We start from the raw sequence: 15,071 nt of genomic DNA on the forward strand, positions 1-15,071 counted from the left end.
GACGTGCTCACCGGCCGCACCTCCGGCGTCGACCAGATCGTGCTGCGCCGCGGACGCGTGGTGGTGCTGAACCGGATGCCGATCTGCTCGCCAGACTGCGGTGACCGAGACCGCCCACGACGAGGCCGACTCTCGCGGGTGATCCCCGCAGCCCGCCCTGGGTACCGTCGGACGGTCAACACGAACGACGACGGAGGGACCCCCGTGCTCGTGGCAGTCACCGGCGCACCAGGCGCCGCGAGCCGCGCGGTGCTCGACATCCACCCGAACGACCACACCCGGGCATGACCACCACACCCCGCGTCACAACCGGCCACCCTCGACGTCCCCATCCGGGCGGGCCGACACCCGGCGCCGCGCACCCGACGGACGGACGGGCGGTACCCGCGTACCGCGGTGGGGGACGACCATGAACCGGTTCGCCGAGTTCCTGCGACGACAGATCGACATCGACCTCGAACTGCTGCGCTGGATGCGCGAAGACGTCGAAGCGGGCAACGCCAAACCCTGCGGCGGCACCGTCTTCCGCGGCTTCCGCGAATGCGAGCTCAAAACCAGGCTGCTGCGCCGGCACCAGCTCTGCGGCTCGGGAACCGGACCCTGCGACCGCCTCGGCGAGGCCTACCCGCCCGAGGACGAACGCGGCTGCGCCACCCGCGCCCTGCTCGGACTGCCCTACTCCGACCGGCCCGGCTACCGCGCCCGCTGGAGACCCTGAACCGCGATCACGACGTCAGCAGCCGCCAATCCCGCGCTGCCAGCAGCACCGTCGCCAACAACCCGGCCAGCAGGAAACCCGCCACCTCGCCGAGCACCATGCACAACAACGCCGCCACCACCGCGACGCACCCCAGCACGACCCGCACCCCGGGTCGCGCCCGGCCGGGCAGCTCCGCCCTCCGCAACCGGTCGGCGAAATCGGGGTCCTGCAGAACCAGACCCTTCTCGATTTCCGCGATGCGGCGGCGTTCGTGCCTGGGCAGCATGACCTCGACCTCCCTGGAGTGGACCGACATCCGGCTACCCGCGCCGACGAGATCCCTACACCCCGCAGCCCCAGGTCACGGCCGCTTCGCCCGAACCAGCCACGCCGCCGACTCGAACAGCACGCCCCGCTCCGACTCGTGCTCGGCCAGCAGCTCCAGCAACCGCTGCCGCGCGAGGTCCCGTTCCGCCACGTCCAGCTCCGCCAGCAACCCAGCGAACTGGCCGGTGACGAACCGGCACGCGTCCGCGGCATCCCGGCCGAAGTACATCGGCTCCCGCCAGTCCTCCAGCCGCACCCGCTCGAAACCCGCCGACTCCAGCAGCGTCCGCACCGAACCCGGATCGCTCATCGACAGCGGACCCGGCCCCTCCGCAGGCGGCGCACCTTCCCGGCCGCCCGAGAGCGCCGAGCGGAAACCACCCATCCACGGGTTGAGCCGCGCCGGCTGCCACGTCAGCAGCGCCATGCCGCCACCCGGGGCCAGCACCCGCCCGAGGTGGGCGAACGCCTCGCGGGGAGCACCGAAGAACATCGCACCGTGCCTGCTCAACAGCAGGTCGACGGTGGGGAAGGGGTGCACCTGCGCATCGGCCCGCTCGAACGACGCGTTCGACACCCCCTCCCGCCGCGCCACTCGGCGCGCCGACTCGACCAGCGGCGCGGACAGGTCGACGCCGTGCGCCCAGCCCTCCGCCGCGCGCCGCGCCGCATCGCGGGTGACCTGCCCGCTGCCGCACCCGACGTCGAGCACCCGCGCCGCCGGTCCGATCCCGGCCGCTTCCAGGAACCGGTCGTGGTAGGCGGCGACGCCCTCGTCGAAGCGCTCGGCGCGCTCCGCCCAGAACTCGCCCTGTTCGCCGCCCCACGCCTCGGACTGGGCCGCGTTGGACGGGTCGATCGGTACGTCGGGGTGGTTCGGCATGTGCTTCCTCCGGGGGTGTGGTGAACGGCCGGCGGAGTCTATGCGGTGGTGGGGGTGGGGGTGATCGGAATGGCGGAGCGGGGGCGGATCGTGAGGGGCTTGGTCCGGGGAAGGTGGCTGCCGGGGAGGCGGCGATGCTCGACTGGGGAAGCTGCTCAACGGGGGAACGCCGGAGCACGGGACGAGAGCGGTGGATCTCGAAGTTGATCAAAGGGGTTTTTGGTGGATAACGTTGATTATCCATCAAATGGAGAAGGGGACGGGGGTCCGATCCCGGGGGATCCCGGTCGGCGCGGTGTCGGCCGGTGCTGCACGGGTTCGACGTGTTCGCGTCTCGGTGTGCCGTGTCGTCCCGCGCCGACCGGTGCGCCTGATGACGCGATCCGCGGTGACTCGGCTGAGCGGCCTGGCTGCCGGCCCGACCCTTGATCAACTGAGCTCGATGGATCTTGCCCGCCGGTCGGCTTCACCGCCGGTCGACTTCGCACGACCGGCAGCTACCTTTCAAAACGTCACTGTGACGTTTTGAAGGTGACTGCCGGGACCAGCGAAGACGGCCACCTCGGGGATGGTCCAAGCCGCGGCGGCACGTCGGCCATCGCGACGGCCTCGAGGTGCATCACCGCGGACGCCGCGCCAGCGGCCCGGCATGTCGCCGACGCGCCGGACGGTCAGCGGTGCTCATCGCACCCGAACGCACTGCCATCCGCGTGCCCGCATCCCACACCCGGCGCATCCCGTCGGACCCGGCCGATCGACCCCTTCTCGGCCGGATAACCCCAGGTCGACAAAGTGCCGATAATCTACATTATGTAAAGTGACTGTTATCCGGGCTACTGCCCTTGCTCCCGTGGAGCGCTTTGAAGGACCGGACTCCCGGACCGCACGTCCCGCTTCCCCGCCGGGCACAGGCGCTCGCAGATCCATGCTTCGGACGCCGTGGTCCCAGCACTCGGGGTCGGTCGTCATCGGCGCCCTGTCGGTGCGTTGCGCAGTACCGGACTTTCCTGGCCGACCATGCCGTGACAACTCACCGGATTGGCTCTTAGCCCAAGTGATCACTCCTCGTATCGTCGAGTTCAGCTGGAGCGACGACAGGAGCGCCACGGTGGTGAAGTGCTCAGGAAGCAGTTGCCAATACGCGATCAATTGGGAATGCAGGTGCAACTGCGCCCATGCGAACCACGGAGCCAAGGGACGTCTCGGTTGGGCCGCGGCCCTGGCCACCCCGCCGACGGACCGGACATCTCAGCAACAAGCCCTGGCGAGTACGGCGAAGAATCGACAGCAGAAGGCGGACACCGCGCAGCGAGACCGGGTCCAGCACCATGTCGGAAAATCGTCGCCCACGCGTTCGGCCGGCAACCTGAACTGGACCGACACCAAGACGGCGATCGAGTTCGCTCGCACACGTGACATCGTCGACCGGCTCGTTCGGAACGACATCGAGCGGACGCAACTGATCCACGTCGTTGACGAGATCAGCCGAATAGCCGGAGAACTCCTCGACAGCCTCGGTCATGGCCGAGACGTTCGTCTTCGCATCGGGGACCACTTCTGGTGCGACGTCGTCGCGGGCGTGGTCTCCGTCCTGGCTCGTTCGGAGAAGACGAGCGGCGAGATCGACTCCTGCGCGGACGGGGAACTCGCCGCCCAGACGTGGGATTCGCTGATTCGATCACGGACGAGCTCGCACGGCTACCGGCCGATCGCAACCGAAGGAACCCGCCCCACCCGGGCTGAACTCGATGAGAGAGCAGGCCTCCTGGGCGAGCAGTGCCTTCCTGTTCTGCAGGAGACCACCGCGGAGATCGTCGAAATCGCCCTCGAGTGGCTTACGGGTGGAACCGATCCCCTGTTGCTCAAGCTGAGGATGCTCGCCGTCCTCAGCTGTCCCGACCCCGCAAGGCACAAACTCGTCTGGGACAGCTCCCTGGTACCTCTCCTGACCGGGCCGATCACGTCCGCTCTTCAACAGCGACTCACCACCCTGCTGCGCGGCCTGGTGGAACCGCTCAGCTGGGATGAATGAGCTGAGGATTCCGGCTGTTCACGCGGATGTCGGTCCCCACCGGTAAGCAGTGCTCATGCCGATGACGTTGACCGGGATCGAACACGCGTTCCGCCGGTCCTGGGGCGCCGACACCTGCGCGCCCGAGGACCTCCCGAAGTGGTCGCCGCGGAATCCGGCGCGCGGCCAGTGCGGCGTGACCGCTCTGGTGCTGCAGGACTTCCTCGGCGGCGAGCTGCTGCGCGGCGAGGTCCGGGTCGCCGGTGCGCGGGTCGACTTCCACTGGTGAAACCTGCTCGGTTCCGTCGAAGTCGATCTGACCCGGGAGCAGTTCTCCGCCGAGGAGGTCGTCGGACCCGGCGAGGTGGTCGTGCGCGGTCCGCTGCGGCGGATGCAGGCGGAGTACGAGCTGCTGCGCGAGCGCGTGCGGGTGCACCTCTCCCCTGCCTGCTGAGCGCTACCGCGCGCGCAGCGCCGATGGCCGCGAGTTCGGTTGCAGCCGGTAGAGCACGTCCATGTAGCGGGTCGGGAACAGCCGGGCCAACAGGTCGGGGATGACGGCCGAGGAGGCGATCAGCACGCGGCGCTTGCGGCGGTCGACGCCGTCGAGGATCCGGGCGGCGGCCTTGTCGGCCGGGTAGGACAGCAGCTTCGCGTAGTTCGCCCTCCCCCGGGCCAGCTGCTGTTCGTCGACTCCGCTGGCGACGCGGGCGGATTCGGCGATGCGGGTGCGGATGCCGCCGGGGTGCACGGTGGTGACGCCGATGCCCTGTTCGGCGAGTTCGTGGCGGAGCGCTTCGCTGAAGCCGCGCAGCGCGAACTTGCTGGCGGCGTAGGCGGATTGCCCGGGTGGCGCGATGAGGCCGTAGAGGCTGGAGACGTTGACGATGTGCGCGCCCGCGTCCAGCCGGGGTAGCAGCAGCCGGGTGAGGGTGACGGGTGCGCGGAAGTTGATGTCGATGACCCAGTCGAACTCCTCGCCGGTGAGCTGGTCGAAGGCTCCGCCGAGGGCGACTCCGGCGTTGTTGATCAGCAGGGTGATGCGGGGTGCGTCGGCGAGGATGCGCTGGGCGAGGTCGTCGAGGGCCGGGGTGTCGGCGAGGTCGGCGACGTGGGTGTGCACGGTGCGGTCCGGGTGGGTGCCGCGGAGGGTGTCGGCGACGGTGGTGAGGCGTGCTTCGTCGCGGTCGATGAGGACGAGGTCGCTGCCGCGGGCGGCGAGCTGGTGGGCCATGTGTTCGCCCATGCCGCTGGCGGCGCCGGTGAGGACGGCGGTGCCGCCGGTGAAGCGGTAGCGGTCGAGGGTGGGCATGCGTCTCCTTGCTCAGCGTTGTGGTGATCGAGTGTGCGCGGTGGTGGGCGTGGTGGCTTGACCCGGCGCGACGTTCTCGTGACTTCGTGCGACACGGCGCACGTCGCTGGGGGTGGTGTGCCACCAGCGTCGGCAGCAGCGGCTGAGCGCGGATTGTTCGGAGAGTCCGAGCAGGGCGGCGATCCGGCCGAGGGGCAGGTCGGTGCTCGTGAGGTAGCGGTGGGCGGCGTGGCGTCGGGCGTCGTCGAGGAGTGCGGCGAAGGTGGTGCCTTCGTCGCGGAGCCGGCGTTGCAGGGTGCGGGGGTGCAGGTTGATGAGGTGGGCGATGGCGCTGATCTCGGGTGGTGTGGTGCCGAGGGCTTGGGTGAGGACGCTGCGGACGCGGGTGGCGAGGTGGGTGCTCTCCCCCGGTGTGCGTTCGGCGAGGTAGGCGAGGGCGAGTTCGCGGACGCGCCCGTCGGCGCCGGTGAGGGGTTTGGTGGTGAGGCTGCGGGGCAGGCGGAGCAGGGCGGCGGGGGCGCCGGTGGTGATGGGTGCGCCGAAGAACTCCTCGTAGACGTGCAGGGGTGCGGTGGGTGTGTGGGGCAGTTCGACGGTGCGGAGTCCGTATCGGCCTGCGGCGAGGAAGGTGGTGGCGCGGTGCAGGAAGCCGAGTCCGAGGTCGGTGGCTTGGCCGGAGGTGGGTGCGTCGGGTGGGAGTGCGTAGCGGAGTGCGGCGATGCCGGGGGTGCCGCGGGGGTCGTCGTCGAGGGTGATGGTGAGGGTGCTGGCGTGGACGAACAGGTAGCGGGTGGCGCAGTCGAGGGCGTCGCCGATGGTGGGTGCGTTGCGGATGGCGAGGGCGAGCGGGCCGAGCATGCCGAGGTCCTGGCGAGCGGCGATGCGGAGTCCGAGGTCGGGTCGGTGCAGGTCGGCGGCGGCGATCTCGAGGGTGTTGACGAGGGCGCATTCGGGGACGAGGAGGTCGTCGGTGTCGAGTGCGGCGGTGGGCAGGCCTGCGGCTCGGGCGAAGTGCTCGGCGTCGCCGCCGAGTTCGGCGACGGTGGCGCGGAAGCCGCGCAGACCTGCGGAGCGGATCACCGTCATGTCGTCGAGGGTCAAGGAGTTGTCGTGCGGCGTCAAGATCGGTTGGTGGTGGGTGCGGAGACTGGGGGCATGTCGGAGTCTGCGGTGGGTGTCGAGCACGTCGATGTGGTGGTCGTGGGTGCCGGGTTGTCCGGGATCGGTGCGGCGTACCGGTTGCGGTCGGAGTGCCCGGGGCGTTCGTTGGTGGTGTTGGAGGCGCGGGACGTGTCGGGTGGGACGTGGGATCTGTTCCGGTATCCGGGGGTGCGGTCGGATTCGGACATGGCGACGTTGGGGTATTCGTTCCGGCCGTGGCGGGGTTCGCGGCCGTTGGCGGATGGCGCGTCGATCTTGCGGTACGTGCGGGAGACGGCGGCGGAGTTCGGGATCGAGGGGTTGATCCGGTATCGGACGAAGGTGGTGGCCGCGGAGTGGTCGAGTGCGGAGTCGCGGTGGACGGTGCGGCTGGCGGTGCGGGATGCGGCCGGGGTGGTGTCGGAGCGGGTGTTGACGTGCGGGTTCCTGTACTCGTGCGCGGGTTATTACGACTACGAGCGTGGTCATGAGCCGGTTTTTCCGGGGGTGGAGTCGTTCGGTGGTGAGGTGGTGCATCCGCAGTTCTGGCCGGAGGGGTTGGATCTCGCGGGCAAGCGGGTGGTGGTGGTCGGGAGTGGTGCGACGGCGGTGACGTTGGTTCCGGCGCTGGCGGAGGCGGCGGCGCGGGTGACGATGTTGCAGCGGTCGCCGACATGGGTCAGTCCGGTTCCGGGGCGGGATCGGAAGGCGGAGTGGTTGCGGTCGTGGTTGCCGGAGCGGGTGGCGAGCCGGTTGGTGCGGTGGAAGAACATCGCGTTCTCGACGGCGTTCTTCCAGTTCTGCCAGCGTTTTCCGCGGGTGGCGCGGGGGTTGTTGACGCGGCTGAACGTGCGGGCGTTGCGGGATGCGGAGGTGGTGCGGGAGCACTTCACGCCGTCGTACGACCCGTGGGATCAGCGGTTGTGCGCGGCGCCGGATGGTGATCTGCACGCGGCGGTCCGGGAGGGGCGGGCCGAGGTGGTGACGGATCACGTGGAGTCGTTCGTTCCGGAGGGGGTCCGGTTGCGGTCGGGTCGGGTGTTGGCGGCGGATGTGGTGGTGTCGGCGACGGGGTTGCGGTTGCTGGCGTTCGGGGGGATGTCGTTGCGGGTGGATGGTGGTGTGGTGGCGTTGTCGGAGCAGTTCGTGTGGCGTGGGGCGATGGTGTCGGGGGTGCCGAACTTCGCGGTGTGCGTGGGGTATTCGAATGCGTCGTGGATGTTGCGGGCGGATTTGTCGTCGCGGTTGGTGTGCCGGGTGTTGGGGTTGATGGGTCGGCGGGGTTGGTCGGCGGTGGTGCCGGTGCCGGGTCGGGGGTTGCGGGCGCGGCCGTTGCTGGATCTGGCGTCGGGTTATGTGCAGCGGTCGATCGATGCGTTTCCGCGGCAGGGTGATCGGGGTTCGTGGCGGGTGCGGCAGAACTACCCGTTGGACGCGGTGGCGACGTTGCGGGGTGGGTTGGCGCGGGAGTTGGTGCCGGTGCCGGTGTCGGGGCTCCGCTCCCCTGCCGTCACCGGGAGTTGAGCAGGGCGCGTTCGGTGCGGGGTCCGTCGAGTCGGGTGTGGCGGTCTCGGAGGGCCCGCTGCGGGATCGTGCCGGGTTGGCGGGCTGAACGCGCCGCCGGTGATCGGCGTGGTCGGGCTGCTCGCACTGCGGCGGCCTGGACGAATTACTGGACGTAGGTGAACGGGAACGGCTCTCGGGCGGTTTCTGCTGCGTTACGCCCGCGAAGCCGGTGCGGGAGGTCTCAGCAGCCGCCGCCACCGTCACCGTTGCGGGCGTTACCGCGGCCCTCGCCGTCGAGGTCGCCGCTGACGTCGCCCCCGTCGAATCCGCGGTCGTGCACGGAGGTGCTGTGCGTGGAGGGGTGGGCGCCGCCGGCCCCGATGAACGGGGCCGCGGTGTAGCCGCTACCGCGAGGGGCGGGGCGGCGTCGGGCGAGCAGGCCGACCACCACCGCGAGCACGAGCACGAAGAGCGCCACTGCTGAGATCACGACGATCAACCCCCATCGTCTCGGGCTCAGCGCCACCCGCGGGAGCCCGTTTCCGTTTCCAGTCTGAGCGGGCGTGTTCGGACGCTATCAGGTCGAAGGCGCCGCTGGACCGTGAACAGGTGGGTGATCAGCCTGTCCTTCGGCTGGTCGCCCATCCCTGGCATCGGATCGCCGTTCACCTCCGCCGGTCGCCGGTCCTGTTCCACCGGGCGTCGATCATGCGTCCGCTGCACCCCGGTTCGACGGCGCGGCTGCCTGCTGCCTGCCGCGAGGAGCTGCCGCTCCCCCGCCGCCGGTGCGGGCGTGCGGTGTCAGCGGCCGGTGAGGATGCGGGTGGCGGCGGTGACGAGTGCGGCGTTGTCGGGGGCGATGTCGCCGTCGGGGAGCTGGAGGGTGTCTTCGAGGCCGATGCGGGTGTCGAGTCCGCGGTGGGCGGCGAGGGTGAGCACGGGCCAGGCGCCTGCGCCGGAGCCGTGCAGCAGGACGGGGCTGCGGGCGGGTCCGATGCGGTCGAGGAGGGTCTCGGCGGTGGTGGCGGCGCCGCGGGCGGTGGGGTCGGTGACTTCGGCGAGGACGCGCAGGACTCGGTCGCGGGTGGGTGCGGTGCGGAACCGGTCGGGTCCGTCGGTGCCGGAGTGCAGGCCTGCTTCGACGGCGATGCCGCGGTCGAGGAGGGCGGTGGCGATGTCGTCGGCGCCGTCTTCGTGCCAGTTGACCGAGGCGTGGTCGGGCAGCACGGTCCAGGTGCGGATGGCGGTGATGCGGTCGCGGGGGTCGGGTGCGGTCCAGGCTCCGGTGGTGACGCCGATGGGGGTGCCGGGTGCGGCGGCGCGGACGGCGAGCAGGGTGGCGGCGAGGATGTGCGGGTCGAGGCTGTCGGTGCCGTCGGGGTGTTTGGGGTGCAGGTGCAGTTCGGTGGCTCCGGCCGCGGTGCAGGTGGCTGCGGCGGTGGCGAGCTGTTCGGGGTGCACGGGCAGGTGGTGGTGCTCGCGCGGGGTGCGGGCGCCGTTGAGGCAGGCCTGGAGCATGGGCTGATTGTGGCGGTTTTCGGGGGTGCGGGGTATTCGGTGCGCTGGGTCGTTGCCGTGCCGGTGGCGTGTCGTGATCATCGGTGGGGTGGTTAGCGTGGTGGTGTGGTGATGTTGGGTGCTCGGGAGCGGTTGGCGATCGATCGTCGGTTGGCGGGGTGGGACGTGGATTCGGCTCGGGGGCCGTGGACGCGGTGGTTGTTGGAGTCGGTGCGGGATCGGCCTGGGGTGCGGGCGGCGGAGTTGGCGGCGGAGGTGGGTCGTCCGGTGTCGCGGGTGAAGGCGCAGGCGTGGTGGTTGGCGGATCTGGGGTTGGTGGAGCGGTCGGGGCAGTCGTACCGGTTGTCGGAGCGGGGTGCGGAGTACGTGGCGGGGCGGGCGAAATGAGTTGTGGCGGGGTGGTGCGGCCGGTTTAGGCTGCGCTTCCGCCGGGGGCCGCTCCCCTGGCCCGGGTTCGGGGGGATGCGCGTGCGGTTCGAGTTGGGGTCGTTGGATCCGGTGGCGCCGTTGGACGATCTGGAGCCGTTGCTGGAGGTCGTCGGTGATGCGCGGGTGGTGGCGGTGGGTGAGTCGAACCACGACGTGCGGGAGTTCGGGTGGGTGCGGCACCGGGTGGCGCGGTTGCTGGTGGAGCGGGCGGGTTTCGACGTGGTGGCGTTCGAGTCGGGGTTCGCCGAGGGGTTGGCGGTGGACGAGTGGGTGCGTTCGGGTGGTGCGCCGGTGGTGGAGGTCGCGGCCCGGGGGTTGTGCTACCGGTTCGGTGAGGCTGCCGAGGTGCGGGACCTGTTGAGCTGGGTGCGGTCGTTCGAGGGCGGGGTGCGGTTCGCGGGGGTGGATCTGCCGGGTTCGTCGGGTGGTGCGGATCGGGTGTGGCCGGTGTTGGCGGAGTTCTTGGCGGTGGCCGATCCGGGTGGGTCGGCGGTGTTGGAGCGGGCGCGGCGGGCGGTGGGGTCGTTCGCCGCGGTGCACAGCGGGTTGGCGATGGGTCGTTATGCGGCGTTGAGCGGTGCGCAGCGGGATGCGGTGGGTGCGGTGGTGGGTGAGCTGCTGGCGCGGGTGGCGGGTGCGGTGGGTGAGCGGGATCGGCATGCGGTGGCGTACTGGTCGGCGCGGGGTGTGTGGGCGTTGGAGCAGTTCATGCGGGAGCTGGTGGCGGGTGGTGCGCGGATGGTGTCGCGGGATGCGTACATGGCGGGGGTGGTGCGGTGGTTGTTGGAGCGGTGGCCGGGTTCGCGGATCGTGCTGCTGGTGCACAACGGGCATGCGCAGCGGGTGGTGTTGCCGGTGGGTGGTGGTGCGGAGGTGGTGCCTGCGGGTGCGCAGCTGGATTCGGTGCTGGGTGCGGGGTATCGGGCGGTGGCGGTGACCTGCGAGGCGGGGACGACGACGGGGTTGACGATGGATGCGGCGGCGCCGGGCGGGTTGTGGTTGCACGAGGCTCCGTTGCCTCCGGTCGAGGTGGGCAGCGTGGAGGCGTGGTTGGCGGGGCGGGGTGCGGTAGGGGTGGATGTGCGGGGGTTGCGGGAGGGGCCGTCGTCGATCCGGCATGCGGAGGGGTTCGTGGCGACTCCGGTGGCGGCGGCGTTCGACGCGGTGGTGCAGGTGCCGCGGGTGCGGCCGAGTGATTTCGTGCTGGGTTGATCGCCTGCTCGGGCGGGTGCTGAATCGGTCCGGGCGGGTGCGGGTTGTGATCCGTTGCGGCGGCGCGTGCGGGGCGCCGGGTGCGGGATAGCATCGCGGTCGGTAACCGTCCGGCGAGCAGGAAAGATTCCTCCTATGACCAAAGCGCCCGTCACCGTCACCGTCACCGGTGCCGCTGGCCAGATCGGCTACGCGCTGCTGTTCCGGATCGCTTCCGGGCAGCTCATCGGGGCCGACACCCCGATCAAGCTTCGCTTGCTGGAGATCCCGCAGGCCGTGAAGGCGGCCGAGGGCACCGCGATGGAGCTCGACGACTGCGCGTTCCCGTTGTTGAGCAGCGTGGACGTGTTCGACGATGCGAACGCGGCGTTCCAGGGCACGAACGTGGCCCTGCTCGTGGGTGCGCGGCCGCGCACCAAGGGGATGGAGCGCGGTGATCTGCTGGAGGCCAACGGCGGCATCTTCAAGCCGCAGGGCGAGGCGATCAACGCGGGTGCCGCGGATGACGTGAAGGTGCTGGTGGTCGGGAACCCGGCGAACACCAACGCGCTGATCGCGCAGTCGCACGCTCCGGACGTGCCCGCGGAGCGGTTCACGGCGATGACGCGGCTGGACCACAACCGCGCGTTGACGCAGCTGGCGCAGAAGCTGGGCACGACGGTCACCGACATCAAGAAGCTCACGATCTGGGGCAACCACTCGGCGACGCAGTACCCGGACCTGTTCCACGCGGAGGTCGGCGGGAAGATCGCGGCCGAGCAGGTGGAGCGGTCGTGGCTGGCGGATGAGTTCATCCCGACGGTCGCCAAGCGCGGTGCGGCGATCATCGAGGCTCGTGGTGCGTCGTCGGCGGCGTCGGCGGCGAACGCGGCGATCGACCACGTGCACACCTGGGTCAACGGCACCCCGGAGGGTGACTGGACGTCGGCGGGTGTGGTGTCCGACGGTTCGTACGGGGTGCCTGCGGGCATCATCTCGTCGTTCCCGGTCACCGCGAAGGATGGCCGGTTCGAGATCGTGCAGGGCTTGGACGTCGACGAGTTCTCGCGGGAGCGCATCGACGCTTCGGTGAACGAGCTGGTCGAGGAGCGGGACGCGGTGCGCGGGCTCGGTTTGATCTGAGCGGTGCGCTGACGGAGGGGCTCTGCCGGGTTGCCGGTGGGGCCCCTCCGTCGTGTTCGGGGTTCCGGTCGGGTGCGTCAGGTGAGGGGTTCGAGGAGGAACACCGGGATGTCGCGGTCGGTCTTGGCCTGGTAGTCGGCGAATTGGGGGAAGACGTCGACGGCGTGGTGCCACCACGCGTTCTTCTCGGCTCCGGTGAGTTCGCGGGCGTGCATGTCCTGCTTGCGGGGGCCGTCCTGGACTTCGACGTGGGGGTGGTGGCGCAGGTTGTGGTACCAGCGGGGGTGGCGGGCGGAGCCGCCGTAGGAGGCGACGGCGAGGTAGTGGCCGTCGTGTTCGACGCGCATCACCGGCACTTTGCGCAGGGCTCCGGTGGTGCGGCCCCGGTTGGTGATGACGATGATCGGTGCACCGTGCAGGACGGTGCCTTCGGTGCCGCCGGAGGATTCGACGACGGCGACCTGGTCGCGGACCCACCGGGTGGGGCTGGGCAGGTAGTCACCGGTCAGGGGCATGGGGTGAGTGTTTCCGAGGGCGCGGGCTCCGGCAACGCGGTGGTGCCGGGCGGGAAGGGGTGGCGGGGTGCGGTGGGCGGGCGTGTCGGAGACGTCGCTGGTGACGTTGTACCTGCGGGCGTGCGATGCGGCGTCGCGGCGGCCGTTGCTGGGTGATCCGTTCGCGGCGGACCTGGTGCGGCGCATCGACCACGATTTCCGGAGGTTCGCGCTCGGCCGGGGCGATGCGCCGCTGGTGGCGGCGCGGGCGCGGTGGCTGGACGGGCAGGTCGAGGAGTTCTTCGCCGCGCACCCGCAGGGCCAGGTGCTGCACCTGGGTTGCGGGCTGGACAGCCGGCCGTTGCGGGTGCGGCCGCCCGCGGGGTCGGTGTGGTTCGACGTGGATCAGCCGGAGGTGGCGCGGCTGCGGCGCGAGGTCTACGACCTGCCGCCGCAGGTGGTGGTGATCGGTGCCTCGGTGACCGAGCAGGGGTGGTGGGAGCGGGTGGAGCCGGGGCGGCCGACGCTGGTGGTCGCCGAGGGCCTGCTGATGTACCTGGATCGGGAGCAGGTGCGCGGCCTGCTGGAGCGGGTGGTGGCGCGCTGCGCGGCGGGCCGGGTGGTGTTCGACGGGGTGGCCGGCTGGATGGTCGGGTTGTCGCGGCGGGTGCGGGCGCTGCAGCGCGCCGGGTTCGTGTTCCGCTGGCCGGTGGAGGACGTGGGCGGGCTGGTCGCGGGGGTGCGGCCGGTGCGGGATGAGTCGGTGATCGGCTTGCTGGCGGGTTCGCCGGTGTTGTCGGGGCCGGTGCGGGGTGCTTATCGGGTGTTGGTGCGGGTGCCTGCGATGCGGGGGTCGTTGCGGTTGCAGCGCTGGGATTTCGGCTGAGGGGACTTCGGGCGGACTCTGGTCGGGCGGACGACGTGTTTTTTGCGGTTGCGGCAATTTTCTTTGTCGGATCGGCGTGGAACGGGGAGCATCTGCTGCAGAGGAGGGATTCCCATGGATCTGCAGGACCGCTCTTACGAGATCGTCGTGGTCGGCGGTGGCGCGGCGGGCACCAGCGCCGCGCTGAGCTCGGCACGGGCCCGGCGCAGCGTGCTCGTCATCGACGCGGGCGAGCCGCGCAACGCCCCCGCCGACGGCGTGCACAACTACCTGGGCCGCGAGGGCACCTCGCCGGGTGAACTGGTGGCGGCCGGGCGCGGCGAGGCCGAACGCTACGGCGCCGAGTTCACCGGCGGTGAGGTCGTCGCCGCCGAACGCGCACCGGGCGGCGGGTTCCGGCTCACCCTCGACGGCGGCAGCACGGTCACCGCCGCACGCCTGGTGATCGCCACCGGCCTGGTCGACGAACTGCCGCCGGTGCCGGGGCTGGCGCAGCGGTGGGGCCGGGAGGTGCTGCACTGCCCGTACTGCCACGGCTGGGAGGTCCGCGACCGGCACATCGCCGTGCTCGGCACCGGTCCGATGTCGCTGCACCAGGCAATGCTGTGGCGGCAGTGGAGCCCGCAGGTCACCTTGCTGCAGCACACCCTCGGCGAACTCGGCGACGACGATCGCGCGAAGCTCGACGCCCGCGGCATCACCGTCGTGCCCGGCCCGGTTCAGGGCGTGCGGGTGGACGAGGACCGGTTCACCGGCGTCGAGGTCGACGGGCGGCTGCTGACCTGCGACGCGCTGGTCGTGGCGCCGCTGTTCACCGCCCGCCTCGGCGCCCTGGCCGACCTCGGGCTCGGCACCGAACCGGTGTACCGCGGCGATGTCCTGGTCGGTACCCGGCTGCCCGCCGACGCCACCGGTGCGACCGCGGTGCCCGGGGTGTGGGCGGCGGGCAACGTCACCGACCTGACCGGCAACGTCATCGGCGCCGCCGCCGCGGGGGCGAACGTCGCCGCCCAGGTCAACGCCGACCTCGTCGAGGCCGACACCCGCCGCGCCCTGCACGGCTCGCGGGAACCCGCCGCGAAACTCCGCTGAACCGAACCGCTGAACCGAACCCCGAGGAGCACCTGATGAGCGACCGCACCGCCGAAGTGCAGCTGTGGAACGAGATGTACAGCAGGGCCGAGCACTACTGGAGCGGCGAGGCCAACACCGCCCTCGTCGAGCAGGTCGCCGACCTGCCGCCGGGCCGAGTCCTCGACCTCGGCTGCGGGGAGGGTGGGGACGCGCTGTGGTTCGCCGGCCGCGGCTGGCAGGTCACCGCCGTGGACCTGTCCCCCGTCGTCCTCGACCGCGCCCGCACCCGCGCCGCCGACGCGGGCCTGGACCGGCGCATCACCTTCCGGGAGGTCGACCTGGCCGTCGACTTCCCGGAAGGCGAGTTCGACCTGGTCTCCGCGCAGTTCCTGCACTCCTGGGGTGAACTCGTGCGGGATGTCGTAGTTCAGCACGTGCGAGATGCGCTCCACGTCGA

At 71.0% G+C, this 15,071-nt stretch carries 17 protein-coding genes; 10 read left to right on the top strand and 7 right to left on the bottom strand.

The annotated features are described in order from the left end of the window. Both ABZ805_RS27585 and ABZ805_RS27590 read left to right on the top strand, forming a co-directional pair. A partial coding sequence (locus ABZ805_RS27585; RefSeq protein WP_358446316.1) for a hypothetical protein occupies positions 1–288 on the top strand: 288 nt, incomplete at its 5' end. Between the two features lie 121 nt (positions 289–409). After that, on the top strand, positions 410–718 hold the full coding sequence (locus ABZ805_RS27590) for a DUF6221 family protein (protein ID WP_358446319.1): 309 nt from the start codon (positions 410–412) through the stop codon (positions 716–718). A gap of 7 nt (positions 719–725) precedes the next feature. On the opposite strand, the gene ABZ805_RS27595 is transcribed toward ABZ805_RS27590, so the two are convergent. Both ABZ805_RS27595 and ABZ805_RS27600 read right to left on the bottom strand, forming a co-directional pair. Beyond that, positions 726–986: a DUF3040 domain-containing protein gene (locus ABZ805_RS27595; RefSeq protein WP_358446321.1), complete on the bottom strand. Its 261-nt coding sequence runs from the start codon at positions 984–986 to the stop codon at positions 726–728. Positions 987–1,061: 75 nt separating this feature from the next. Beyond that, a complete protein-coding gene (locus ABZ805_RS27600) occupies positions 1,062–1,910 on the bottom strand; it encodes a class I SAM-dependent methyltransferase (protein WP_358446324.1) in 849 nt (282 codons plus the stop codon). Between the two features lie 1,054 nt (positions 1,911–2,964). Here ABZ805_RS27600 and ABZ805_RS27605 point away from each other — a divergent pair. Together ABZ805_RS27605 and ABZ805_RS27610 are read left to right on the top strand one after the other, a co-directional pair. After that, positions 2,965–3,942 carry a hypothetical protein gene (locus tag ABZ805_RS27605; protein WP_358446327.1) on the top strand — a complete coding sequence of 326 codons (978 nt, stop codon included), beginning with the start codon at positions 2,965–2,967 and terminating at the stop codon, positions 3,940–3,942. 55 nt (positions 3,943–3,997) lie between these two features. Further along, positions 3,998–4,210, top strand: a complete 213-nt coding sequence (locus tag ABZ805_RS27610; protein ID WP_358446330.1) for a hypothetical protein — start codon at positions 3,998–4,000, stop codon at positions 4,208–4,210. 168 nt (positions 4,211–4,378) lie between these two features. Here the strand turns inward: ABZ805_RS27610 and ABZ805_RS27615 are convergent, their stop codons facing one another. Continuing rightward, positions 4,379–5,233, bottom strand: coding sequence for an SDR family NAD(P)-dependent oxidoreductase (locus ABZ805_RS27615; protein WP_358446333.1), 855 nt, complete (start codon positions 5,231–5,233; stop codon positions 4,379–4,381). A gap of 12 nt (positions 5,234–5,245) precedes the next feature. Continuing rightward, positions 5,246–6,319, bottom strand: coding sequence for an AraC family transcriptional regulator (locus tag ABZ805_RS27620; protein WP_358446336.1), 1,074 nt, complete (start codon positions 6,317–6,319; stop codon positions 5,246–5,248). Here ABZ805_RS27620 and ABZ805_RS27625 point away from each other — a divergent pair. Further along, positions 6,245–7,897, top strand: a complete 1,653-nt coding sequence (locus ABZ805_RS27625) for an NAD(P)/FAD-dependent oxidoreductase (RefSeq protein WP_358446339.1) — start codon at positions 6,245–6,247, stop codon at positions 7,895–7,897. The genes ABZ805_RS27620 and ABZ805_RS27625 overlap by 75 nt on opposite strands. Positions 7,898–8,120: 223 nt before the next feature. Here the strand turns inward: ABZ805_RS27625 and ABZ805_RS27630 are convergent, their stop codons facing one another. Beyond that, positions 8,121–8,369: a hypothetical protein gene (locus ABZ805_RS27630; RefSeq protein ID WP_358446342.1), complete on the bottom strand. Its 249-nt coding sequence runs from the start codon at positions 8,367–8,369 to the stop codon at positions 8,121–8,123. A gap of 311 nt (positions 8,370–8,680) precedes the next feature. Further along, positions 8,681–9,397: a 3-keto-5-aminohexanoate cleavage protein gene (locus ABZ805_RS27635; RefSeq protein WP_358446345.1), complete on the bottom strand. Its 717-nt coding sequence runs from the start codon at positions 9,395–9,397 to the stop codon at positions 8,681–8,683. A 468-nt stretch (positions 9,398–9,865) separates the two neighbouring features. Here ABZ805_RS27635 and ABZ805_RS27640 point away from each other — a divergent pair, with 468 nt between their 5' ends. Beyond that, the gene (locus ABZ805_RS27640) at positions 9,866–11,038 is read left to right on the top strand and encodes an erythromycin esterase family protein (RefSeq protein WP_358446348.1); all 1,173 of its coding nucleotides are present in this window, start codon (positions 9,866–9,868) and stop codon (positions 11,036–11,038) included. Between the two features lie 135 nt (positions 11,039–11,173). After that, entirely contained in the window at positions 11,174–12,160 is a 987-nt protein-coding gene (locus ABZ805_RS27645; RefSeq protein WP_358446351.1) for a malate dehydrogenase, read from the top strand. A gap of 77 nt (positions 12,161–12,237) precedes the next feature. Here ABZ805_RS27645 and ABZ805_RS27650 read toward each other — a convergent pair whose 3' ends face one another. Beyond that, positions 12,238–12,675 (bottom strand): nitroreductase family deazaflavin-dependent oxidoreductase, encoded by a 438-nt coding sequence (locus tag ABZ805_RS27650; protein ID WP_358446353.1) that lies wholly within the window; start codon positions 12,673–12,675, stop codon positions 12,238–12,240. 82 nt (positions 12,676–12,757) lie between these two features. Here ABZ805_RS27650 and ABZ805_RS27655 point away from each other — a divergent pair, with 82 nt between their 5' ends. The 3 genes from ABZ805_RS27655 to ABZ805_RS27665 all read left to right on the top strand — a co-directional run. Then, a complete protein-coding gene (locus ABZ805_RS27655; RefSeq protein ID WP_358446356.1) occupies positions 12,758–13,540 on the top strand; it encodes a class I SAM-dependent methyltransferase in 783 nt (260 codons plus the stop codon). Between the two features lie 114 nt (positions 13,541–13,654). Beyond that, positions 13,655–14,632: an NAD(P)/FAD-dependent oxidoreductase gene (locus ABZ805_RS27660; RefSeq protein ID WP_358446359.1), complete on the top strand. Its 978-nt coding sequence runs from the start codon at positions 13,655–13,657 to the stop codon at positions 14,630–14,632. A 35-nt stretch (positions 14,633–14,667) separates the two neighbouring features. Continuing rightward, on the top strand, positions 14,668–15,071 hold a 404-nt coding region (locus ABZ805_RS27665), incomplete at its 3' end, for a class I SAM-dependent methyltransferase (RefSeq protein WP_358446362.1).

Origin of the sequence: Saccharopolyspora sp. NPDC047091 (assembly GCF_040643635.1) — a bacterium.
Classification (GTDB): domain Bacteria; phylum Actinomycetota; class Actinomycetes; order Mycobacteriales; family Pseudonocardiaceae; genus Saccharopolyspora_C.

Coding starts and splice junctions, on each gene's coding strand:
- ABZ805_RS27620 (WP_358446336.1), bottom strand. CDS start 6,319: ATGACGGTGATCCGCTCCGCAGGTCTGCGCGGCTTCCGCGCCACCGTC.
- ABZ805_RS27645 (WP_358446351.1), top strand. CDS start 11,174: ATGACCAAAGCGCCCGTCACCGTCACCGTCACCGGTGCCGCTGGCCAG.
- ABZ805_RS27590 (WP_358446319.1), top strand. CDS start 410: ATGAACCGGTTCGCCGAGTTCCTGCGACGACAGATCGACATCGACCTC.
- ABZ805_RS27600 (WP_358446324.1), bottom strand. CDS start 1,910: ATGCCGAACCACCCCGACGTACCGATCGACCCGTCCAACGCGGCCCAG.
- ABZ805_RS27610 (WP_358446330.1), top strand. CDS start 3,998: ATGCCGATGACGTTGACCGGGATCGAACACGCGTTCCGCCGGTCCTGG.
- ABZ805_RS27635 (WP_358446345.1), bottom strand. CDS start 9,397: ATGCTCCAGGCCTGCCTCAACGGCGCCCGCACCCCGCGCGAGCACCAC.
- ABZ805_RS27595 (WP_358446321.1), bottom strand. CDS start 986: ATGCTGCCCAGGCACGAACGCCGCCGCATCGCGGAAATCGAGAAGGGT.
- ABZ805_RS27660 (WP_358446359.1), top strand. CDS start 13,655: ATGGATCTGCAGGACCGCTCTTACGAGATCGTCGTGGTCGGCGGTGGC.
- ABZ805_RS27615 (WP_358446333.1), bottom strand. CDS start 5,233: ATGCCCACCCTCGACCGCTACCGCTTCACCGGCGGCACCGCCGTCCTC.
- ABZ805_RS27650 (WP_358446353.1), bottom strand. CDS start 12,675: ATGCCCCTGACCGGTGACTACCTGCCCAGCCCCACCCGGTGGGTCCGC.